Below are 20,424 nucleotides of genomic sequence, written 5' to 3'. Positions count from 1 at the left end.
CGCGGGGCGCCGCTGGGCCGGGAGCCCATCAGTCGTACCTCGCTTCGGCGGTCCAGTCGCCGGCCTCGCACACCAGCAGCCAGGCGCACTGCCGGTCGTCGACGACCTGGAAGCGGTGCGCGACGCGGCGGTGTTCCGCATCCCACTCGCGCTCGATGACGGGCCAGGGTCCTGCCCACGAGATGATGTCGCGGTCATCGCCGTCGATGCTCAGCCGCACCGGCGGGGCGGACAGGGCGCCGCGCAGATCAACGCTCACCATGTCGCCGTCGGCGTCGCACACCTCCACCAGACGGGCCGCGGGGAACACGGTCGCCGGCAGCGGGGACGGCAACGATCCCGGCCACGGCCGGTTCGGGTCGCGCTCGGCGACGCCGCGGTCGCCCCACGGCACGAGCACCTGACGCTCGTCGAGCCATCGACCACCCGCGACCACGGGGGTGAGCACACCGCGGTGCCCGAGCATCGCCTGCACGCGCGAGAGGGCGTGGTGCACCTTCTCCTCTCCCCCGCCGCCGAACAGCACCGGCACGTGACCGGATGCGGCATCCACCGCCTCCGGCGCGATCCGCACCCGGGCGACGCCGCTGGAGAGCATCGGGGATTCCGCGAGCTGCCAGCGCACCCGGTCGACCACCGCGGCGGCGTCGAACGTGCCCGGATGCAGCCACACCCGCTCACTGCGCTCCCCACGCTCGGTCTCGAGTTCGACCCGCAGCTCGGTGCACACCAGACGCAGGGCGTCGAGGCGGGCGATGAACTCCTCCGCCACGACACGCATGCCGAACGCCACCTGATCGGCCAGCTCCACCGGCGGGTCGAACCACATCTCACGGTCAAGCTCCGGCGGTGGGGTGCGGGGGCGAACGTCGCGGGAGTCGTGCCCGGCCGCGAGGCCGTGCAGGCGCACCCCGTGCTCGCCGAGCCGGTCGCGCACCCGCTCCTCCGGCATGGCGGCGAACCCGCCCAGGGTGTGCACGCCGAGCCGGGCCAGCAGGTGCGCGAGCGAGGGGTCGTCGAGCAGGGTCACCGGGAGCGGGGCGAGGAACGCCGCCGCCTCGCCCGCGGGCACCGTCCGCACCGGCTGCGCGGGCGAGGTGGCGCGCGCCGCCTGCTCGGCCGTGAACGGGCCGTCGGCGATGCCGATGCGCACATCGGCGACCCCTCGCTCACCCAGGGCCTCTCGGAACACGGTGGCCGCCGCATCCTCGCCGCCGTAGAAGCGGGCAGGGCCGCGGGCCTTCAGCGCGCACAGGCCCGCGCGGAGGATCTGCACGTTCGGCGCGCGGTCCTCCACCGCCGCCACGAGCGGGGCGAACACGCGATGATCGCGGGCCTGGTCGACGGCCACGATCCGCACCCGCGCGCATCGGGCCTGGGCGTCACGGCGGCGCTGCCCGCGGCGCACCCCCTCGGCGCGGGCGGATGCGGAGCACGCCACGACGACGTTCTTCTCCACCACCGCGACCGGGTCGCCGGGAGGCACCGCCTCCTCGCGCTCGAGGGCGATCACGGGCCAGTCCGGGATCCACACCACGATGCTGCGGAGGGCCGTCATCATCCCACCGCCCGCAACGGCACCGCGGGGGTGACGGTGGTGGGTGTGGCAGTGGTGGATGTGGCAGTGGTGGATGTGGCAGTGGTGGGTGTGGCAGTGGTGGGTGTGGCAGTGAGCGATCCGGCCTGATCGGGCAGCAGCATCCGGGCGCGCCTGGGCACCGGGCTCCGCCGCGAGTGGACGGTGACGGTGACTTCGCGCGCGGTGAGGTAGCCGTGCCCCTGCCCGAGACCGGTCCAATGCGGGTCGGCGACCTCGAACGCGGCCTCGGCCTGCGGCCAGGGTCCCTGCACCAGCAGCGCCGCACCCCGGTCACGGAGGCGGGCGAGCAGGCGCGAGGCCTCCGCATCCGACACCCGCCCCTGCGGGCGCACCGCCACGATCGTCATGACCTCGGCGAGGGTGGCGGTCACGGCGAGCCAGCGGGGCCCGGGCTCCGGAACCAGCACGAGCCGATCGAGCACGACCCCGAGCCCTGCCGCCGCCTCGGCGCCGAGTTCGGGCATGCCGACCGCGGCGCACCACGATCCCGCTTTCGTGGGGCGCGCGAGCAGCGACAGCAGCAGCGTCGACGACGGGGCGAGGGAGTAGGCGGCGCCGGCACGCAGTCCACCGCCGGGAAGGAGGTCGGCGAGCGCGGGCGGGGTCGGCAGCACGGGAGCGTCGAGACGCCGTCCCTGCACCCGCTCGAGCTGCGCGCGGAGGCGTCGAACCTCGCCCGCAGCGTCTTCCCGCACGATCACCCTCACTCCGACAGATTAGAACGTATGTTCTGCTCCTTCAATGCCAGGGTCGAATATATGCTCGACCTCCGACACGGTCGGGGGGTGTTCTGTGGCGAGGGCGGCCGCCCTCAGGCTGTAAGGGATGCGGTCGTGGCGATGCGGGCGAAGCCTCCGGCGGAGAGCACGAGCGCGGTCTGCGCCATGAGGTCAGCGGCGGCGCGCTGCACGAGCCCGACGCCCGGGATCTCGGCCTCGAGGTCGAAGGTGCGGGTGGCATCGAGCACCACGGTGGTGTCGTACCCGAGGTTGCCGGCCATGCGGGCGGTGGTCTCGACGCACATGTTGGTCTGGATGCCGCAGATCACGAGCTCGCCGATGCCGCGCTCCTGCAGCCACGCGTGCAGGTCGGTGTCGCCGTAGAAGGCGGAGTTCACGTTCTTGCGGATGAAGAGGGCGGGCTCGACCGCGGCCACGACGTCGACCAGCGCGTTGCCGGCGGACTCCGGATGCAGCGGCGATGCCAGCGAGAGCGAGTCGTGCTGCACCACGACGATGGGTTCGTCCTGCCACGCCGCGATCAGCGCGGCGACGTTCTGCTCGCACTCCGGATTGGCGGTCGGTCCCCAGAAATCCAGGTCGTCGAATCCGCGTTGCATGTCGATCACGATGAGAGCTCGGGTCACAGAGCCATCCCATCACGTCGGAGATGCCGCATCCATGGCCCCGGCGGCCGTCCTTCGTCGCTTTTCCGCCGCGGTGGCCTCGCCGGCGTCGCCTCTCGCGGCGTCGCCCGCGCGGTGTCGCCCTCGCTACAGCTCTCGTGTCGCCTCTCTCGGTTCCGCTCGTGTCGCCGGATTCGGGAATGTCACGAAATTCGGAGCCGAATCGCGGATGCGGTCCGAATCTCCTGACATCTCCGAATCTCGCGACGGCGAACCCCGCATCTCCGAATCCCGCGTCTCCGAATCTCGCGTCCCCGAATCTCGCGTCCGCATCCCGCGCACGACACAGCTGCGGAGATCGTTCGCGAAACCCCGCCAGAGGCGGATGCGGCAGCCTCCCACACACGATCTCCGCCGTTGGGTCGGCTCACCGACACCCGCAAGCCCGCGGCGCTACACGGGGAGCTCGACCACGGCCTCTGCATTGCCGCCGCACCGTTCCGTGCCGTCGATTCGGCGCCACTCGACGTCGATAGAGCCTTCCGCGGCGACGGTTCCGTCTTCGGCGGTGAGCCGATAGCCGAGCACAGGCTGGCCGCCGAGCATCGACGCCCGCCACCCGGTCTCGCTATCGCCGGTCAGCGACAGCACCCCGGTCTGGAGGGGTGGCACCGTCGCCCCCGCCTCCATCGGCTGTTCGAGCGGACCGGGCAGACACCCGGCGCCGTCGCACAGTTCCAGGGTCAGCCCCGGAGCAGGGTCGCTCAGCGTGATGATCGCGACACTGCTGTAGCCGATGGCGCTGCACGCGAAGCCGAACGGCAGCATCTCGCATCCCGCCAGCAGCATCAGCGACGCCGCGATCGCGACGGCCCCCACACGTCTCCGCATCCGGTCAGGCTAGATCAGATGCCGCCGCGATTCCGCGATCGTTACCCCTCCGAAACTGCGGTTCCCGCCCTCTTCATGTTGCCGGATTCGGGGATGCCACGAAATTCGGAGCCGAAACCCGGATGCGGTCCGAATCTCGCGACATCTCCGATTTCCCCAACGCGGGCATCCCGCGCCGCGCCATGCCGCATCCCGCGCCGCGCCATGCCGCATCGCGCGTCCCGCCATGCCGCATACCCGATCCCGCGACGCCGCATTTATGGCCGCCACGAGGGCCGCCGTTCACAACTCAGGACATTTCCTCGACGCCGGCCGAATTCCTGCGGCTGTGCGGGGCAGGCACCGCATCCGTCCTGAGTTCTGAACGCCGATGCCTGGGCACCAGCGGCCGCAGGATGCCGATGACCACGCCGCCGAGCACGAGCAGGAGTCCGACCACCTGTGCGAGGCCGAAGGCCTCCCCCGCGAGGAACACCCCGAGCACGACACCGGTGACGGGGTTCAGCAACCCCACCACGCCGACGACGGAGCCGGGCAGCCGCCGGAGCCCCGCGAACCAGGCGGCGTAGGCGAGGGCCGTCGCGATGAGGATGACGTACGCGAAGCCGGCAAGCGCGGGAGCGTCGAGGGCGGGCGGCGCACCCTCGACGACGAGGGCGAAGGGCAGCACCACCAGCGATCCGGCGATCAGCTGCCAGGCAGTCATGGTCACGGGCGGCACGGCGGCGCCCCACTTCGCGGTGAGAACGAACCCGAGCGACGACGACAGCATGGCGCCGATGGATGCGGCGACACCCCACGGATCGACGGGTTCGGCGCCGGGGCCCATCATCACCACAACCCCGACGATGCCAATCACCGCTCCTACGATGGCCGCGGCGCGAGGGCGCTGCCGGAGGATCAGCCAGCTGAGCAGCAGCATGGCCGCCGCCGACGTCGACATCAGGGTGGCGGCGAGGCTCGTGGGCAGCCGCTGCGCGACGATGTAGACGAGCACGTTCAGCCCGCCCACCGTGAGGGTGCCGAGGACGAACGAGCGCCACCACCAGGATCCGCGCGGCAGGCGCCGCACGATCAGCAGGACGAGCAGGCCCGCCGGAAGACAACGGATGACGCCGCCCCACAGTGCCGCATCGGGCGGCAGCACCTGGCGGGTGACGTAATACGTGCTCCCCCACGCCACCGGGGCGATCGCGGTTAGGAGGATCCACCGCATCCGTTTATCTTCCATGGAAGAGAATTTATCTTACGCAGAAGATAAAGTCGATCCATGAACCCTCGCGACCGCGTCGACCACATCCAGGACCAGTGGCGCCTCGCCCGCCCCGACCTCGACCCGTCACCGCAGGGCGTCATCGGGCGGCTGCACCGGATCGCGCTCGCCCTCACCGCGGAGCTCACCCCGGTGTATGCGGCCCACGGACTGAGCGAACCGGAGTTCGACCTGCTTGCCTCGCTCCGCCGCACCCCGGGCGAGGAATTGCCGGCCGGCGAACTCGCCGCGCACACCATGGTGACCTCCGGCGGCCTCACCAAACGCGTGGACCGGCTCGTCGGGCGGGGCTTGGTCGAGCGCAGCGGCACGCAGGACGACGGCCGGCGGCGGATGATCCGGCTGACAGCTGCCGGCCGTGAGCTCATCGACGACGCGTTCACCGCGCACCTGGCCAACGAGGCGCGGCTGCTCGCCGACCTCGGGCAGCAGGATGCGGCGGCCCTGGAGCCGATCCTGAAGCGTTGGCTGGCGACGCTCGAGGGCGACGACCCCGGTCAGGCGGCAAGCGCCAGGTAGGGCTCCCACCGAGGGTCGGCGCGGTCGGTGCCCCGCACGCTCCACTGCGACCCGCGGGGCATGCCGGGCACGAGGCGCAGCGCCCACGACATCTCCTGTGGGGTGCGGTCGCCCTTCATGTTGTTGCAGCGCAGGCAGCACGCCACGAGGTTCTCCCACGTGTCCTTGCCGCCGCGGGAGCGCGGCTGCACGTGGTCGATCGTGGTGGCCGCTTTGCCGCAGTACCCGCACCGGTGGTTGTCGCGGCGGAGGACGCCGCGACGCGTGACCGGCACCTGGCGGGATCCCGGGATGCGCACGTACCGGGTGAGGATGATGACGGCCGGGCGTTCATACGCGCGCCGGTTGCCCCACACCGGCTCTCCTTCCACATGCTCGATAACCGTGGCTTTCTCGTTCATCACGAGCACGAGTGCTCGCTTGAACGAGACCACTGCCAAGGGCTCATAGCCCGCGTTCAACACCAGAGTGCGCATTCCCTGTCCTCTCGAATGGCCGTGACGGCTTCGCGGTATTCGATTCCTGCGACGTTCGAGCGGCGGGAGGGCATGAAAAAAGGCGCTGTCTACAGACAGCGCCTTGGACGCGCGGTTACCCCGCGGCATCCAATCTCACAATGCCGAAAGACGAACAGACCGAGCGCAGCCCTGGTTCGGGCGCGTGGTGTGCCGTCCATCGGCGACCTCCGCTTCTCTCAGCGTCGAGTCACAGAGTAACCCACCGGGACACGCCCGGGATGCACGGAACCGGGAACGGTTCGTGTCGCGTCGGTGGCTCAGCCGGCGTTGGAGTACAGCCAGGCCATCGGATCGACGAGCCCGCCGTTGATGCGCACCTCGAAGTGGAGGTGGTTCGCGGTGGAGTTGCCGGTGCTGCCCATGAGGCCGATGATCTGCCCTGCCGAGACCGACTGGCCGGGTGAGACGAGGATCTGCGACATGTGCCCGTAGAGGGTGGAGACCGTCACGCCGTTGATGACGTGATCGATGATGACGCCGTTGCCGTAGCCACCGAACCAGGTGGCGGTGCGGACGGTGCCGGCCGCGGCGGCGAACTCGGGGGTGCCGGCGGAGCCGAGCAGGTCGACGCCGTCGTGGGCGCCACTGAGGCCGCGCCCGATCTTAATCTGCGACATGTCGAGCGGCCAGCGAACCTCACCGCTGCCGGGGGCGACGAGGCTGAGGTCGACCGAAGAGAGGACGGCGGCGCTGCTCGTCGACCGCGACTTGGAGGCGGCGGCGGCACGCGCGGCGGCAGCTTCGGCGGCCTTCTTGGTGGCCACTTCCTCCGCGGTGGTCGCGGCGTAGCTGCTGCGGGAAAGATCGGTGGTGACCACGTCGGATGCGACGACGAGGGACTGCGCGTTCTCGGCGGCGACCTGCTCGATCGTCAGCGCCTCAGACTCCGGGTTCCACGCGGCGTACGCGGGAAGGGCGACGGTCGCGACGAGGCCGCCGACCATGGCGAGGATCACGACGTTGCGAAGCGGCTTGACGACACCGCGGGTGCGGGGAGCGCGGGGAGTACGGACGGCTCGTTCGGCACGGGGCGCGCGGGTGACACGGCTCGCGGGGCGAGCCGCCTGACGCATGCTGCGCCGACCGGGCGTCGGAACCGCGGCCTCATCGGGCTCGCGGGCTTCCTCATCCAGGTTTTCAGCCAATATGTCCTCCGGCACCTTCGCGCGGTCTGCGCTGGCTCGTCGGCACTCGGTGTTCGGGGCACGATGTGCGGGTGTCACCGCGGCGGACGACGAGCCTGACAGGCAATCCGGGCGGGGTCCGTCGGCGGGCTTTCACCTGTGGACTTGGCCAGGCTACCTGAAGGTAACGAATAAGTCACATTCCCCACAGGCCGGATCGTGCATTCCGACCTGTGCAGAAGCGGATGCGGCGCCGCTCAGTTCGCGACGAGGAAGATGTGCGCGGCGACCTCGACGGGCAGTTCCAGTCCCTCATCGGAACCGTCCATCTGCACCAGCACGTAGCCCTCGCTGTACTGGAACGCCCCGGCGGCTCCCGGCATGACGCCGGCACTGCGCAGCTGCTGCAGCAGTTCCGGGTCGACCTGCGCGGGCTCCGCGAGCCGGCGCACGGTGCCCGTGATGGGGCCGCCGACGGCATCGAGGTGACGAACGAGCCCGACGACGCCCTCTTCGAACGTATTCGTCGGCAGGTCGCCCAGCTGGTCTAGGCCCGGGATCGGGTTGCCGTAGGGCGACTCGGTGGGGTGCCCGAGCAGTTCGACGAGGCGGCGCTCGACCTGCTCGCTCATCACGTGCTCCCAGCGGCAGGCCTCTTCGTGCACGTACGCCCAATCGAGGCCGATGACGTCGCTGAGCAGCCGCTCGGCGAGCCGGTGCTTGCGCATGACGTCGACGGCCTTCTGACGGCCGGCGTCGGTGAGTTCGAGGGTGCGGTCATCGGAGACGACGACGAGCCCGTCGCGCTCCATCCGGCCCACGGTCTGCGACACCGTCGGGCCGGAGTGGCCGAGGCGCTCCGAGATGCGCGCACGCAGCGGAGTGATGTTCTCCTCCTCGAGCTCGAGGATGGTGCGCAGATACATCTCAGTGGTATCGATCAGATCGGTCATGGGTGTCCTCGACAGAAGGGGGCGGCCCCTGAAGCCTATCCAACCGTGGTGCCACCGAGGCGGCGGGGAGCCGAACCCGGGTCACCCTAGAATCGAGGACATGCCACACGTCGTGCTTCCCCGTGAGATCCTGCCCGCCGACGGAAGGTTCGGATGCGGTCCCTCGAAGATCCGCCCCGAGCAGCTGGCTGCACTGGCCGGGTCCGGAGCGTCGATCCTGGGCACCTCGCACCGCCAGAAGCCGGTGAAGAACCTGGTCGGTAGCGTCCGCTCGCGTCTCGCCGAGCTGTTCCGCCTGCCGGACGGCTACGAGATCATCGTCGGTAACGGCGGCTCGACGGCGTTCTGGGATGCGGCCGCGTTCGGTCTCATCGAGCGGCGTGCCCAGAACCTCGTCTACGGCGAGTTCGGCGGCAAGTTCGCCGCCGCCGCGGGAGCCCCGTGGCTGCAGGCGCCGGACGTGCGCAAGGCCGACCCGGGGGCGAGCATCGCCGCCGCCGCGATCGAGGGCGTCGATGTCTACGCCTGGCCGCACAACGAAACCTCCACCGGCGTCGCCACGCAGATCTCCCGCGTGCACGGCGACGAGGGCGCCCTGACCGTCATCGACGCGACGAGCGCCGCCGGCGGCATCGACTTCTCCGTCTCCGAGACGGACGTCTACTACTTCGCGCCGCAGAAGAATCTCGGCTCCGACGGCGGTCTGTGGTTCGCCGCGGTATCACCCGCCGCGATCGAGCGGATCGAGCGGATCGCCGCATCCGACCGCTACATCCCCGAGTTCCTCAGCCTGAAGAACGCCCTCGACAACTCGCGGCTGCAGCAGACGCTGAACACCCCCGCGGTGTCGACCCTGATCCTGCTCGACGAGCAGCTGAGCTGGATCCTGGGCAACGGGGGCCTCGAGTGGGCCGACGCCCGCACCCGCGAATCGTCGCAGGCGCTGTACGACTGGGCCGAGGCCTCGTCGGTGGCGACGCCCTTCGTCAGCGACCCCGCCGACCGCTCCCCCGTCGTCGTCACAATCGACTTCGATGAGAGCGTGGATGCGGCGGCGATCGCCGCGAGCCTGCGTCAGAACGGCATCGTCGACACCGAGCCGTACCGCAAGCTCGGGCGCAACCAGCTGCGCATCGCGACGTTCGTCTCGATCGACCCGGAGGACGTGCGCCAGCTGATCCGCTGCGTCGACTACACGCTCGAGAACATCTAGACCCGACGACGAAGGGCCCGTCCGCGCCATCCGGCATCGGGCGGGCCCTTCGTCATGTGGCGTCAGCGACGGTCGTCGTCGTCCTCATCGGAGTCGTCTTCTTCGTCGTCTTCCTCATCGGAGTCGACGTCGTCGGAGTCCGAGTCGTCGTCGGAGTCGTCCTCGTCTTCTTCGAAGTCATCCTCATCGTCGGAGTCGTCGTCGGAGTCGTCCTCGACGTCGTCGGAGTCGTCGTCATCGTCCTCGACGTCGTCGGAGTCGATGTCCTCGGAGTCGACGTCCTCGGAGTCCTCGTCCTCGGAGTCCTCGTCGAGCTCGTCGATGTCGACACCGTCGACGTCGCCGGCGTGCAGGATCGGGGACCCATCGGTGTCGAAGTCGCTGGCGTCGAGATCGTCGAGGTCGTCGACATCCACGTCCTCGTCGTCGTCCGACTGCTCGCCGGCGGGGGCATCCTCCGCCTCGGCGTTGGCCGCGGTGATGGCCTGCTGCGCGCGGTACTCGGAGAGGCGGACAGCCCACGGCACCCACTCGGGGGCCAGCAGCGCCGACTCCCCGGGCAGCAGTTCGACCTCGAGGATCGTCGGGTCCTCATCCTCGACCCGGGCGAGGCTCACGGTCCAGAACCAGCCGGGGTATCCCGCCAGGCGGTTCTCGAACCGCAGCGACACCACCCCGTCGGGCTCGACCGAGTACCCGGCCGGCGGACCGATGGTCGCGGCGGGGGTGATCTCCTTCAGGCCCGCCAGCGCCAGGTCATGCGCGGCGAGGAGCCGCGCGTCGCCGGGGGGCGGGGGCGGAACGGCGACGGTCGGCTCGTCCACGACGTCCACAGACGTGGCCAGCTCGTCCGGGGCGACGGAGTCGGGCGTGCTCTCGGCGTCAGGCATCGAGTTCTTCCGCGACCTTGCGCAGCACCGCGGCGACCTTCTTCGCGTGGCTGCCGCTGGGGTAGCGGCCGCGACGCAGGTCGCCACCGATGCCGTCGAGGAGCTTCACGAGGTCTTCCACGATGACCGCCATGTCGTCGGCGGGCTTGCGGGCACGCTTGGCCAGGCTCGGCGGCGCTTCGAGCACGCGAACGGACAGTGCCTGCAGTCCGCGCTTGCCATCGGCGACGCCGAACTCCAGTCGCGCGCCGGGCTTGAGCGACGGAACGCCTGCGGGCAGCGCGGTGGCGTGGAGGAAGACATCCTGGCCGTCATCAGTGGTGATGAAGCCGAAGCCCTTCTCATCGTCGTAGAACCTGACCTTGCCGGTGGGCATGGAGACCTCGCTGGATCGTGGCCCGCTGGTGTGCGGGCGCGACGGAATCGGGGCGAAAAACCCCTGCAACCAGACTAGCCGCTCCCGTCGAGGCAGTAGGCTGAACCCGATGAGCAAGACGAGCAATGGGGACGTACCCATCCAGCGCCTGGACCGCGTCCTGGCGACCATGTCGCTGGGGCTGCTTGTGCTGTCCGTCGGCTGCTTCTTCGCGATCATGATCGGCTCCTCCGCCGGGGCCGATTTCGCCACCGGAGTCTGGCCGGCCGTGAGCATCATCGTCTACTACGCGCCGATCCTGGCCTTCGTGATGATGTTCACCGTGATCATCCGGGCCTTCGTACGGAGGGCTCGGGCGAACCGAGCCCGCTGAGCGTGGGCGCCTCCTCGGACGAGCGGACGCTGGCGGCCACGCTGGCGAGCCTCGATGACGCGGAGCTGGCGCACGTCTTCACGCTCCGCGGCGTCTCCCCCGATGCCGGCTGGCACGACTTCTTCGACGCCGCCGAGAACCTGCTGTCGACGCCCGCGATCGACCGCGCCCTGGTGGATCTGCCCCGGGATCTCCTGGCCGCACTGACCGCCGACCCCGCGTCGGCGCCTGGACTCCGGGAACGGATGCTGCTGCATCCCGATGGCTCTCCCTTCGCCGCCGTCACCGCACGCCTGCGCGAACTCGATCCCGACCTGCGCACGATCGACGCCGCGGCTCCCACCCGTGCCCCGTCGCCGGAGGCCGTCGCCGCCGCCGCGGAACACGCCTTCACCGCGGTCGGATCGCTGACCGACCTGCTGTTGTGGGCCCTGGCCACCCCCATCGGCCGCACCGGCGCGGGACCCGTCGGCGTCGCGGACCGGCGTCGCCTGGTCGAGGCGGGCGCCGTCGACGACGCGGAAGACCTGGAAGACCTCCTCGCCCTCGCCGTGGATGCGGGGCTCCTGCGTGAGGTCCAGCGCAGCTGGCAGGCGACCACCGCCGCGCAGCGCTGGGTGAGCATCTCGACCCCGGAACGCTGGAGCGCCGTCGCCTCGGCTTTCGTCGGCGCACTCCGCCCGGGTCTTCGCACACCCGAAGGCGGGTACCGTCCGCCGGCGACCTGGCGCGAGGCCTATCCGCTGGATGCGGCATGGCCCGCCATCGCCGACCGGTTGCTGCGCCGCGCCCGGCGCCTCGGCATCCTCACCGCCGACGACGGCGAACCGCCGTGGAGCACAGGGCTCCGCGAGCGCGGCGTGCCGGTGCTCGCGGAGCTCGCCACGCATCTGCCCGCCGAGATCGACAAGCTCTACCTGCAGGCCGACCTGACCGCGATCGCCCCCGGGCCGCTCCTGCCCGCACTGGAGCAGCGGCTTCGCACCATGGCCGTCCGCGAGAGCCGCGCGCAGGCGTCCACCTACCGCTTCAGCGCCGAATCGATCGCCGCCGCCGTGGCGACCGGGGAGACCGGCGAGACACTCCGCAGCTTCCTCGGCGAGGTATCGCTGACCGGCATCCCGCAGCCCCTCGCCTACCTCATCGACCGCGCCGTGACCCGTCACGGCCAGCTCCGGGTCGGGGTAGACGAGCTCAGCGGCCGCACCACCGTCATCAGCGACGACTCCGACCTGCTGGCGACCGTCGCGGTCGACCAATCGCTGCGCTCGGTCGGCCTCATCGCACACGAGGGCATGCTCGTCTCCCGCGCCTCCCGCGAGGCCGTGTACTGGAGCCTGTCCGACGCCCGCTATCCGGTGGTCGCGGTCGACGGCGACGGCGACGGGCACGCCCTGCGGCGCCGCGGCGCGCCGGACGTCGACCCGCCCGCATCCGAGCCCGACCGCTACGCCACGCTCATCGGGAGTCTCCGCGCCACCGAGGGCCCGGATGCCGAGGGCGCGTGGCTGGAACGTGAACTCGAGCAGGCCGTCAAGGCCCGCTCCGTGGTCGAAGTCGACGTGCGCCTGCCCGACGGCTCCATCCGTACCTTCCAGCTCGAGGCCACCGGCCTCGGCGGCGGACGACTCCGCGGCCGGGACCGCAACGCCGACGTGGAACGCACCCTGCCCCTGTCGAGCATCGAAAGTGCACGCCCGATCTGACGCAAGCGGCGCCGGCCCCTCCGCGCGCCCGGTAAAATAGGCGGTTATGTCCGATGGCCCCCTGATCGTCCAGAGCGATCGCACGGTCCTGCTCGAAGTCGCCCACCCTGACGCCGAGAGCGCCCGGCACGAACTGGCGGTCTTCGCGGAGCTGGAACGTGCCCCCGAGCACATCCACACCTACCGGATCACCCGGCTGGGGTTGTGGAACGCGCGCGCCGCGGGTCACGACGCCGAAGACATGCTCGACACCCTCGACCGGTGGTCCCGGTTCCCGGTGCCGGTGTCGGTGTCCACTGACATCCGCGAGACGGTGTCACGGTACGGCCGGCTCGTCATCGAGCGCGGCCCGTACGGCGACGAGGAGAAGGCCCTCATCCTGCGGTCGACGGATGCGGCCGTACTCACGCAGGTCGCCGCGAACAAGCGCATCCAGCCGCTCCTGATCGCGCACCCCTCCCCCGACACGTTCGTGGTGGATGCGTGGGCGCGCGGGCAGATCAAGCAGGAGCTGCTGAAGCTCGGCTGGCCGGCGGAGGACATCGCCGGCTACACGCCCGGCACCCCGCATCCGATCGACCTCGTCGAGGACGGCTGGAACCTGCGGCCGTATCAGCGCAAGGCTGTCGACATCTTCACCGAGGGTGGCTCCGGCGTCGTCGTGCTCCCCTGCGGTGCCGGTAAGACGCTCGTGGGCGCGGCGGCGATGGCCGACACCAAGACGACCACCCTCATCCTCGTGACGAACGCCGTCAGCGCCCGCCAGTGGCGCGACGAGCTACTCAAGCGCACGACCCTGACCGCCGAGGACATCGGCGAGTACTCGGGGCAGGTGAAGCAGGTGAAGCCCGTCACCATCGCGACGTACCAGATCCTCACCGCCAAGCGGAAGGGCGCGTACGCGCACCTGGCGCTCCTCGACGCCCTCGACTGGGGCCTCGTGGTCTACGACGAAGTGCACCTGCTGCCGGCGCCGGTGTTCAAGCTCACCGCCGACCTGCAGGCGCGACGCCGCCTCGGCCTCACCGCCACGCTGGTGCGCGAAGACGGCCGTGAGGGCGACGTGTTCAGCCTCATCGGACCCAAGCGGTTCGACGCCCCGTGGAAGGAGATCGAGGCTCAGGGCTTCATCTCCCCCGCCGCCTGCTACGAGGTGCGCATCGACCTGCCCGCCGACGAGCGGCTCGAGTACGCGGCCGCCGCGGACGAGGAGCGCTACCGCATGGCGGCGACCGCGCCCGCCAAGATCGAGGTCGTCCGGGCACTGTCCGCCCGCCACGCCGGCGAGCAGATCCTCGTGATCGGGCAGTACCTGGACCAGATCGACGAACTCGCCGAGGCGCTCGACGCCCCGAAGATCACCGGTGCGACGCCGGTCGACGAGCGCGAGCAGCTGTATCAGGCGTTCCGTGAGGGCACCGTGCCCCTTCTCGTCGTCTCCAAGGTCGCGAACTTCTCGGTCGACCTGCCGGAAGCATCCGTCGCCATCCAGGTGTCGGGATCGTTCGGGTCCCGCCAGGAGGAGGCGCAGCGCCTGGGTCGCCTGCTGCGGCCGAAGACCAACGGGCACACCGCGAGCTTCTACACGCTCATCGCGCGCGACACCGTCGACCAGGACTTCGCGCAGAACCGTCAGCGGTTCCTCGCCGAGCAGGGGTACAGCTACACGATCCTCGACGCCGACGACCTGCTCGCCGCCGCGGTCTGACCGTCCCGCGAGACCACATCCCCTCGCCGAGACCACATCCATTCCGATGTCGTCTCGGCGCACGGATGTGGTCTCGGCGCTGAACTCCGCGACGCGCGAGGTGGCCGCATCCAGCCATCCCATCGAAACGGTCACCATAATGGGCATATGACCGCACCGCGCATTCTCGTCGTGGACGACGAACCGAACATCCGCGACCTGCTCATCACGAGCCTCAAGTTCGCCGGCTTCCAGGTCCGTGCCGTCACGAACGGCGCTCAGACCATCTCGGCCGTCCTCGAAGAGGAGCCGGACCTGATTCTGCTCGACGTCATGCTGCCGGACATGAACGGCTTCAGCGTCACCAAGCGCCTCCGCGAGGCCGGGTATACCGCCCCGATCCTGTTCCTCACCGCCAAGGACGACACCGAGGACAAGATCACCGGCCTGAACGCCGGCGGCGACGACTACGTCACCAAGCCGTTCTCCCTCGACGAGATCGTCGCCCGTATCCAGGCGATCCTGCGTCGCACCATGCAGGCCGATGAAGAGTCGATCATCCGGGCCGGCGAACTCACCATGGACCAGGACACGCACGACGTGTTCGTCGGTGACGCCCAGATCGAGCTCAGCCCCACCGAGTTCAAGCTGCTGCGCTACCTGATGCTGAACCCGAACCGGGTGCTCAGCAAGGCGCAGATCCTCGATCACGTGTGGGAGTACGACTTCAACGGCGACGCCGGCATCGTGGAGAGCTACATCTCGTACCTGCGCCGCAAGATCGACCCGCACGCGTCCGAGTCGCTCATCCAGACCAAGCGCGGCTTCGGCTACATGCTGAAGGCGGGCAAGTCCGCCTGACGGCGAGCCGATGCCCGATCCGCAACCACGCCACGCCTCACCCGACGGTCTCACCCGATGGTGGCGCAGCGTCAGCCTGCGGTCCAAGGTCACGGGCGTCACGGTCGGCGTGCTCGTCATCGGCCTGTTCGCGACCGGGCTCGGCACGATGGTGTTCCTGCGGACGACGCTGCTGGCGAACCTCGACACCACACTGACCCCCCTCACCTCGGGGAACGTGGCCGCCAACGCCCTGCTCGACACCGAGGTCACCGCATCCGGCCTCGTGTTCTCGCCTCGGGACGACGTCGCCCCGACGGACTACTCGGTGGCGATCTACAACGCCTCCGGCGACCTCGTGCTCACCGCCGGCGGCGAGGCCAGCGAGACGGATCCGGTCTTCCCCGACACGTTCGCGCTCGACTACGCGTACGCCCACCCGCTCGAGGCGTTCGAGCTCGAGGGCGAACCGAGCGGCTCGTACCGGGCCATGGCGATCGTCACGCAGTTCGACGGCAACCCGTTCTTCACCCAGGTGGTGGCCATCCCGACCGCCGAGACCGAGCGGGTCGTCGGCACCTACCTCGGTATCTACACGCTGCTCGCCCTCGTCGTGGTGATCGCCAGCGCGATCCTGGTGCGATGGGTCGTGACACTCACGTTCCGGAGCCTCACGCAGGTGGAACGCACCGCCGACGCGATCGCCGGCGGTGACTTCAGCCTGCGCCTGACCGACCTGGAGCCCGAGACCACCGAGGTCGGGCGGCTGAAGCGCGCCATCAACGCGATGCTCGGCCGCATCGACGCGTCGCTCTCGCAGCGGGACGCCACCGTTCGCCAGATGCGCCGCTTCATCGGCGACGCGAGCCACGAACTGCGCACTCCCCTCGTCACGGTCCGCGGGTACGCGGAGCTGTACCGGATGGGTGCGATCCCGGATGCGGAGGCCACCGCGCAGGCGATGGAGCGCATCGAGAAGGAGGCGATGCGGATGACCACCATGGTCGAGGACCTCCTCGCTCTCGCCCGCCTCGACGAGCGCCGCGGCATCGTCCCGGCTCCGGTCGACCTGCGACCGATCGCCCGGGATGCGGCGATGGACGTGCGTGCCGCCGCCCCGCAGCGGCGGATCACCGTGATCGACACCACCGGGGATGTGCGCCCCGTGATGCACGCGCCCCCGATCGTCCTGCCGCCGACCGAACCGCTGCCGACGAGCCGTCGTCGAGGGCCGGTTCCGACCGCCGCCATCAATCTCGCCTCGCGGCTCCGCCGTCGGCCCAGGGGCGACGGCACCGGGGAGACCGGCGAGGTCCCGACCCTCCCGGTCCGGTTCACCTCGACCGCGCTGCCCCCCATCGTGATGGCCGATGAGAACAGCGTCCGCCAGGTTGTGGCGAACCTGCTCGGCAATGCGCAGCGCTACTCCCCCGACGATGCCCCGATCGAACTGCGCGTGGGCGTCGACGACACTCGGCACATGGGCTGGATCGAGATCGCCGATCACGGCGACGGCGTGCCCGAACAGATCCGCGACCAGATCTTCCAGCGGTTCTGGCGCGCCGACACGTCCCGTACCCGCGACACCGGAGGCTCCGGCCTCGGCCTGTCGATCGTGGCGTCGCTCGTCGACGCCCTGCACGGCACGGTCACGGTCGGCGACACCGAGGGTGGCGGCGCCAGCTTCCGGGTGTCGTTCCCGCTGGCGATCGACGAGGATGCGGCCGCGCAGCTCCTGCGTGACACGCAGCCGCTGACGCCCCTCGAGCTCGACGGGGCCTGAGACACCGCTGGAGCGCCTCGCGGCTAGTGACCGCCGAGGGATGCCGCAACGCGGGCCAGGGCGTCGACGGCGGCCACCGCATCCGCCAGGGGCTCTGCAGGCGTGGTGGAGAGCCGCTCCACCCAGTACGCGTTGATGCGGGCGATGCTCTCGGCCGCCTTCGCCGTGGGCACGAGCGTGATGGACCGGGCGTTGTCCGGCACCTGCTCCCGCACGACGAGGCCGCCCGTCTCGAGCGTTCGCACCGCGGTACTGACGTTGCTGCGGTGTAGGCCCGTCACCTCCGCGATCTGAGTGGGCGTGGAGTGCGGGGTCCGGTGGATCTCGCGGATGACGGCGATCTCTGTGCCGGTGAGGGGCACGACGCCCCGCAGGTCGGGATGGCGGATGTCGAGTTTGTGGGCGAGGTCGAGCACGACATCGGCGAGGCGAGCGAGCTGCTCGGGTGAGGGATGCGACGCGTTCGACATAACCTCATCCTATCGGTCAGTTATACTTATGTAATCATACGTTCCCGATCGCAGGAAGCAGTTTCGTGAGCACTCCCCCGACCTCTCCCCGTCCCCTTCAGGGCCGCCCCGGTTTGACCCTGATCGCGGTCTGTTTCGGCCTGTTCATCGTGGGCCTCGACTCGACCGTGGTCCACATCGCCAATCCCGCGATCCAGGCCGACCTCGGCGCCACGTTCGGCGACCTGCAGTGGATCATCAACTCCTACCTGCTGGCACTGGCGGTCTGCCTCATCCCCGCGGGCAAGCTCGGCGACCGGTACGGCCGCAAGAAGTTGTACATCATCGGTGTCGTCCTCTTCGGCGTCACCAGCGTCGCGATCGGCCTCGTCGGCAGTGTCGGCGGAGTGCTCGTGTTCCGTGCCCTGCAGGGTGTGAGCGCCGCCCTCCTCATGCCACAGACCCTGGCGCTGCTTCGCGCCACGTTCCCGCGCGAGAAGTTCGGCATGGCGGTGGGCATCTGGGGTGGCGTCTCCTCCGTCGCGATCGCCGGCGGCCCGCTCGTCAGCGGCCTGCTCGTCGGCAGCGTCGGCTGGCAATGGGTGTTCTACCTCAACGTCCCGTTCGCCTTGGCCGGTGTCATCATGGCCGCCCTCGTCATCCGTGAGACCGAGAGCGAGAAGGGAGGACGCATCGACATCGCCGGCGTCCTGCTGCTCGCCGGTGCCCTGTTCGCGGTCGTCTTCGGCGTCGTGCAGGCACAGGAATGGGGCTGGGGCAGCGCCGCGACCATCGGCACCTTCGTCGCCGCCGTCGTGTTCTTCGCCCTGTTCGTGCTCGTCGAGAGCAAGGTCGCGAACCCCCTCATTCCGCTCAGCCTGTTCAAGTCCGCCGGGGTGAGCGTCGGCGGCCTGGTGTTCCTCGCGAACTTCTTCGCCATCCTCGGCGTCACGTTCCTGCTGACGCTGTTCCTCATGAACTCGCTCGGAAAGTCGACCGCGATGGCCGGACTCATGATGCTCCCGATGAGCGCGTTCTCCATCCCGTCCGCACCCCTCGGTGCGTTCCTCACCTCCAAGATCGGTCCGCGCAAGGTCGCGGCGCTCGGCCTCGGTCTGATGGCCGTGGGCCTGGGCTTGCTGACCCTCGTGACCGTCGACACCTCCTACTGGCTGATGGCCATCCCCTTCGTCATCATCGCCTTCGGGTCCGGTTTCGCGATTCCCTCGGCCGCCGACCTCATCGTCGGCGGCGCGCCGGTGCACCTCGCGGGCGTGGCGAGCGGCTTCCAGACCACCTGCATCCAGGTCGGCGGCGCCATCGGCACCGCCGTGCTCTCGGCGATCGTCGCTGCAAAGGTGCTCCCCGCGGTCGCGGCGACCCCCCTTCCCGCGGACGCGACCGAAGCCGCCTCCTCCGGCGTGGTGTTCGAAGGCTTCCCCGGCGTCAACGGGGCATTCGTCGATGGCATGCACGCGGGCCTCTGGGTCGCCACGGCCCTGTGCGCGATCGTCGCCGCACTCGTGCTCACTGCGGTCCGCGAGCCGAAGCACCACGACACCGAGACGGTCTACACCGAGATGGTGGAAGGCGAAGCCGGACACCTCTGAGCCACCCTCGACCGCAACGGCCCTTCCCTCCGGAGGGGCCGTTTCGGCGTGCGGTGGCCGCATCCTCTCCTCCCCCATGCTTCCGAGGGAAGGGTTGTCCACCGGATGCGGCGGGGCCACGGCCGGCGACCCGCGCGGGCCTAGCGTGGGGCGCTCCGAGGAAAGGAAGCATCCAATGTCCGTGTTCTCCGTCGACCCCGACGCAGTGTTCACCGCCACCGCCGCGATGCGCGGCACGATCGAGCGACTGCAGAGCGAGTCCGCTGCCCTGCTGTCGCAGCTGACGCAGTTGCAGTCCAGCTGGACCGGCGCTGCAGCCGGGATGTTCCAGGGCACCGTCGACCAGTGGCGGGCCACCCAGCATCAGGTGGAGGACTCGCTCGCGCAGATCAACGCCGCCCTGGATGCTGCCGGGCGGCAGTACCGCGACGTCGAGCAGGCCAACATGACGCTGTTCCGCTGACGCGGCCGGAAACGACGGAAGCCCCGACCCTTTCGGGCCGGGGCTTCCGGTGTGTCAGAACGGACTCAGAAGTCCATGCCACCCGTCGGGTCGCCGGCGGGAGCGGCGGCCTTCTCGGGCTTGTCGGCGACGACGGCCTCGGTCGTGAGGAACAGACCGGCGATCGACGCAGCGTTCTGCAGCGCGGAGCGCGTGACCTTGGCCGGGTCGATGATGCCCTGTGCGAACAGGTCACCGTACTCGCCGGTCGCGGCGTTCAGACCGTGACCGATGGGCAGCTCCGCGACCTTGTTCGCCACGACACCCGGCTCGAGACCGGCGTTGAGCGCGATCTGCTTGAGCGGGGCCTCGATGGCGACGCGGACGATGTTCGCACCGGTCGCCTCGTCACCCGTGAGGTCGAGGTTCGCGAACGCCGTCTTGCCGGCCTGGATCAGCGCGACGCCGCCACCGGCGACGACACCCTCTTCGACGGCGGCCTTCGCGTTGCGAACGGCGTCCTCGATGCGGTGCTTGCGCTCCTTGAGCTCGACCTCGGTGGCCGCGCCCGCCTTGATGACGGCAACGCCACCGGCGAGCTTGGCGAGACGCTCCTGGAGCTTCTCACGGTCGTAGTCGCTGTCGGTGTTCTCGATCTCGCGACGGATCTGGGTCACGCGACCCTCGATCAGCGCGGAGTCACCGGCACCCTCGACGATGGTGGTCTCGTCCTTGGTGATGATGACCTTGCGCGCACGGCCGAGCAGGTCGGTCGTGGCGTTCTCGAGCTTGAGGCCGACCTCTTCGGTGATGACCTGTCCACCGGTGAGGA

The 20,424-nt window shown here is 70.0% G+C and carries 21 protein-coding genes; 9 read left to right on the top strand and 12 right to left on the bottom strand.

Annotated features, from left to right (window positions below):
* Positions 1-28 precede the first annotated feature (28 nt).
* The 5 genes from NT132_RS14010 to NT132_RS13990 form a co-directional block, all read right to left on the bottom strand.
* A complete protein-coding gene (locus tag NT132_RS14010; protein ID WP_297790107.1) occupies positions 29-1,561 on the bottom strand; it encodes a DNA polymerase Y family protein in 1,533 nt (510 codons plus the stop codon).
* Positions 1,558-2,307, bottom strand: a complete 750-nt coding sequence (locus NT132_RS14005) for a hypothetical protein (RefSeq protein ID WP_297790105.1) — start codon at positions 2,305-2,307, stop codon at positions 1,558-1,560. Before NT132_RS14005 ends, NT132_RS14010 begins: the two co-directional genes overlap by 4 nt.
* Positions 2,308-2,411: 104 nt before the next feature.
* A complete protein-coding gene (locus NT132_RS14000) occupies positions 2,412-2,966 on the bottom strand; it encodes a cysteine hydrolase family protein (protein ID WP_297790103.1) in 555 nt (184 codons plus the stop codon).
* Positions 2,967-3,398: 432 nt separating this feature from the next.
* Positions 3,399-3,824 carry a hypothetical protein gene (locus NT132_RS13995; RefSeq protein ID WP_297790101.1) on the bottom strand — a complete coding sequence of 142 codons (426 nt, stop codon included), beginning with the start codon at positions 3,822-3,824 and terminating at the stop codon, positions 3,399-3,401.
* A gap of 301 nt (positions 3,825-4,125) precedes the next feature.
* The gene (locus NT132_RS13990) at positions 4,126-5,067 is read right to left on the bottom strand and encodes an EamA family transporter (protein WP_297790099.1); all 942 of its coding nucleotides are present in this window, start codon (positions 5,065-5,067) and stop codon (positions 4,126-4,128) included.
* 39 nt (positions 5,068-5,106) lie between these two features.
* On the opposite strand from NT132_RS13990, the gene NT132_RS13985 reads away from it, so the two are divergent.
* Complete coding sequence (locus NT132_RS13985; protein ID WP_297790097.1) at positions 5,107-5,628, top strand: MarR family transcriptional regulator; 522 nt, start codon at positions 5,107-5,109, stop codon at positions 5,626-5,628.
* Here NT132_RS13985 and NT132_RS13980 read toward each other — a convergent pair.
* From NT132_RS13980 to NT132_RS13970, 3 genes are all read right to left on the bottom strand, one after another.
* On the bottom strand, positions 5,607-6,104 hold the full coding sequence (locus tag NT132_RS13980; protein ID WP_297790095.1) for an HNH endonuclease: 498 nt from the start codon (positions 6,102-6,104) through the stop codon (positions 5,607-5,609). The genes NT132_RS13985 and NT132_RS13980 overlap by 22 nt on opposite strands.
* A 299-nt stretch (positions 6,105-6,403) precedes the next feature.
* Positions 6,404-7,291 carry a M23 family metallopeptidase gene (locus tag NT132_RS13975; protein WP_297790093.1) on the bottom strand — a complete coding sequence of 296 codons (888 nt, stop codon included), beginning with the start codon at positions 7,289-7,291 and terminating at the stop codon, positions 6,404-6,406.
* Between the two features lie 236 nt (positions 7,292-7,527).
* A complete protein-coding gene (locus NT132_RS13970) occupies positions 7,528-8,223 on the bottom strand; it encodes a metal-dependent transcriptional regulator (protein ID WP_297790091.1) in 696 nt (231 codons plus the stop codon).
* Positions 8,224-8,323: 100 nt separating this feature from the next.
* Here NT132_RS13970 and serC point away from each other — a divergent pair, with 100 nt between their 5' ends.
* A complete protein-coding gene (gene serC / locus NT132_RS13965) occupies positions 8,324-9,436 on the top strand; it encodes a phosphoserine transaminase (RefSeq protein WP_297790089.1) in 1,113 nt (370 codons plus the stop codon).
* A gap of 62 nt (positions 9,437-9,498) precedes the next feature.
* Here the strand turns inward: serC and NT132_RS13960 are convergent, their stop codons facing one another.
* Together NT132_RS13960 and NT132_RS13955 are read right to left on the bottom strand one after the other, a co-directional pair.
* Entirely contained in the window at positions 9,499-10,326 is an 828-nt protein-coding gene (locus tag NT132_RS13960) for a DUF3027 domain-containing protein (RefSeq protein ID WP_297790087.1), read from the bottom strand.
* A complete protein-coding gene (locus NT132_RS13955; RefSeq protein WP_297790085.1) occupies positions 10,319-10,702 on the bottom strand; it encodes a cold-shock protein in 384 nt (127 codons plus the stop codon). The genes NT132_RS13960 and NT132_RS13955 overlap by 8 nt, the downstream gene beginning before the upstream one ends.
* Positions 10,703-10,811: 109 nt before the next feature.
* Between NT132_RS13955 and NT132_RS13950 the strand changes: the two genes are divergently transcribed.
* The 5 genes from NT132_RS13950 (at position 10,812) to NT132_RS13930 (ending at position 17,091) form a co-directional block, all read left to right on the top strand.
* Entirely contained in the window at positions 10,812-11,075 is a 264-nt protein-coding gene (locus tag NT132_RS13950) for a multidrug ABC transporter ATPase (protein ID WP_297790083.1), read from the top strand.
* 2 nt (positions 11,076-11,077) lie between these two features.
* On the top strand, positions 11,078-12,781 hold the full coding sequence (locus NT132_RS13945; RefSeq protein ID WP_297790081.1) for a helicase-associated domain-containing protein: 1,704 nt from the start codon (positions 11,078-11,080) through the stop codon (positions 12,779-12,781).
* A 46-nt stretch (positions 12,782-12,827) separates the two neighbouring features.
* Positions 12,828-14,489, top strand: coding sequence for a DNA repair helicase XPB (locus tag NT132_RS13940; RefSeq protein ID WP_297790079.1), 1,662 nt, complete (start codon positions 12,828-12,830; stop codon positions 14,487-14,489).
* A gap of 147 nt (positions 14,490-14,636) precedes the next feature.
* Positions 14,637-15,329, top strand: coding sequence for a response regulator transcription factor (locus tag NT132_RS13935; RefSeq protein ID WP_297790077.1), 693 nt, complete (start codon positions 14,637-14,639; stop codon positions 15,327-15,329).
* Between the two features lie 10 nt (positions 15,330-15,339).
* Entirely contained in the window at positions 15,340-17,091 is a 1,752-nt protein-coding gene (locus NT132_RS13930; RefSeq protein ID WP_297790075.1) for a HAMP domain-containing sensor histidine kinase, read from the top strand.
* Positions 17,092-17,114: 23 nt separating this feature from the next.
* Here the strand turns inward: NT132_RS13930 and NT132_RS13925 are convergent, their stop codons facing one another.
* Complete coding sequence (locus NT132_RS13925; protein WP_297790073.1) at positions 17,115-17,561, bottom strand: MarR family winged helix-turn-helix transcriptional regulator; 447 nt, start codon at positions 17,559-17,561, stop codon at positions 17,115-17,117.
* A 65-nt stretch (positions 17,562-17,626) separates the two neighbouring features.
* Between NT132_RS13925 and NT132_RS13920 the strand changes: the two genes are divergently transcribed.
* On the top strand, positions 17,627-19,150 hold the full coding sequence (locus tag NT132_RS13920; protein ID WP_297790071.1) for an MFS transporter: 1,524 nt from the start codon (positions 17,627-17,629) through the stop codon (positions 19,148-19,150).
* A 175-nt stretch (positions 19,151-19,325) separates the two neighbouring features.
* Positions 19,326-19,613: a WXG100 family type VII secretion target gene (locus NT132_RS13915; RefSeq protein WP_297790069.1), complete on the top strand. Its 288-nt coding sequence runs from the start codon at positions 19,326-19,328 to the stop codon at positions 19,611-19,613.
* A 65-nt stretch (positions 19,614-19,678) separates the two neighbouring features.
* On the opposite strand, the gene NT132_RS13910 is transcribed toward NT132_RS13915, so the two are convergent.
* A partial coding sequence (locus NT132_RS13910) for a TCP-1/cpn60 chaperonin family protein (RefSeq protein ID WP_297790067.1) occupies positions 19,679-20,424 on the bottom strand: 746 nt, incomplete at its 5' end.

This window comes from Microbacterium sp. (assembly GCF_026393345.1).
In the GTDB taxonomy this organism is placed as follows: Bacteria; Actinomycetota; Actinomycetes; order Actinomycetales; family Microbacteriaceae; genus Microbacterium.
This window is presented reverse-complemented; position numbering and strand designations above follow the sequence as displayed.

Bases quoted from the DNA above. Each gene is read 5' to 3' on its own strand.
- NT132_RS13940 (WP_297790079.1), top strand. From the start codon at position 12,828: ATGTCCGATGGCCCCCTGATCGTCCAGAGCGATCGCACGGTCCTGCTC.
- NT132_RS13935 (WP_297790077.1), top strand. From the start codon at position 14,637: ATGACCGCACCGCGCATTCTCGTCGTGGACGACGAACCGAACATCCGC.
- NT132_RS14010 (WP_297790107.1), bottom strand. From the start codon at position 1,561: ATGATGACGGCCCTCCGCAGCATCGTGGTGTGGATCCCGGACTGGCCC.
- NT132_RS13990 (WP_297790099.1), bottom strand. From the start codon at position 5,067: ATGGAAGATAAACGGATGCGGTGGATCCTCCTAACCGCGATCGCCCCG.
- NT132_RS13985 (WP_297790097.1), top strand. From the start codon at position 5,107: ATGAACCCTCGCGACCGCGTCGACCACATCCAGGACCAGTGGCGCCTC.
- NT132_RS13980 (WP_297790095.1), bottom strand. From the start codon at position 6,104: ATGCGCACTCTGGTGTTGAACGCGGGCTATGAGCCCTTGGCAGTGGTC.
- NT132_RS13950 (WP_297790083.1), top strand. From the start codon at position 10,812: ATGAGCAAGACGAGCAATGGGGACGTACCCATCCAGCGCCTGGACCGC.
- NT132_RS13930 (WP_297790075.1), top strand. From the start codon at position 15,340: ATGCCCGATCCGCAACCACGCCACGCCTCACCCGACGGTCTCACCCGA.
- NT132_RS13960 (WP_297790087.1), bottom strand. From the start codon at position 10,326: ATGCCTGACGCCGAGAGCACGCCCGACTCCGTCGCCCCGGACGAGCTG.
- serC (WP_297790089.1), top strand. From the start codon at position 8,324: ATGCCACACGTCGTGCTTCCCCGTGAGATCCTGCCCGCCGACGGAAGG.
- NT132_RS13925 (WP_297790073.1), bottom strand. From the start codon at position 17,561: ATGTCGAACGCGTCGCATCCCTCACCCGAGCAGCTCGCTCGCCTCGCC.
- NT132_RS13915 (WP_297790069.1), top strand. From the start codon at position 19,326: ATGTCCGTGTTCTCCGTCGACCCCGACGCAGTGTTCACCGCCACCGCC.
- NT132_RS13955 (WP_297790085.1), bottom strand. From the start codon at position 10,702: ATGCCCACCGGCAAGGTCAGGTTCTACGACGATGAGAAGGGCTTCGGC.
- NT132_RS13970 (WP_297790091.1), bottom strand. From the start codon at position 8,223: ATGACCGATCTGATCGATACCACTGAGATGTATCTGCGCACCATCCTC.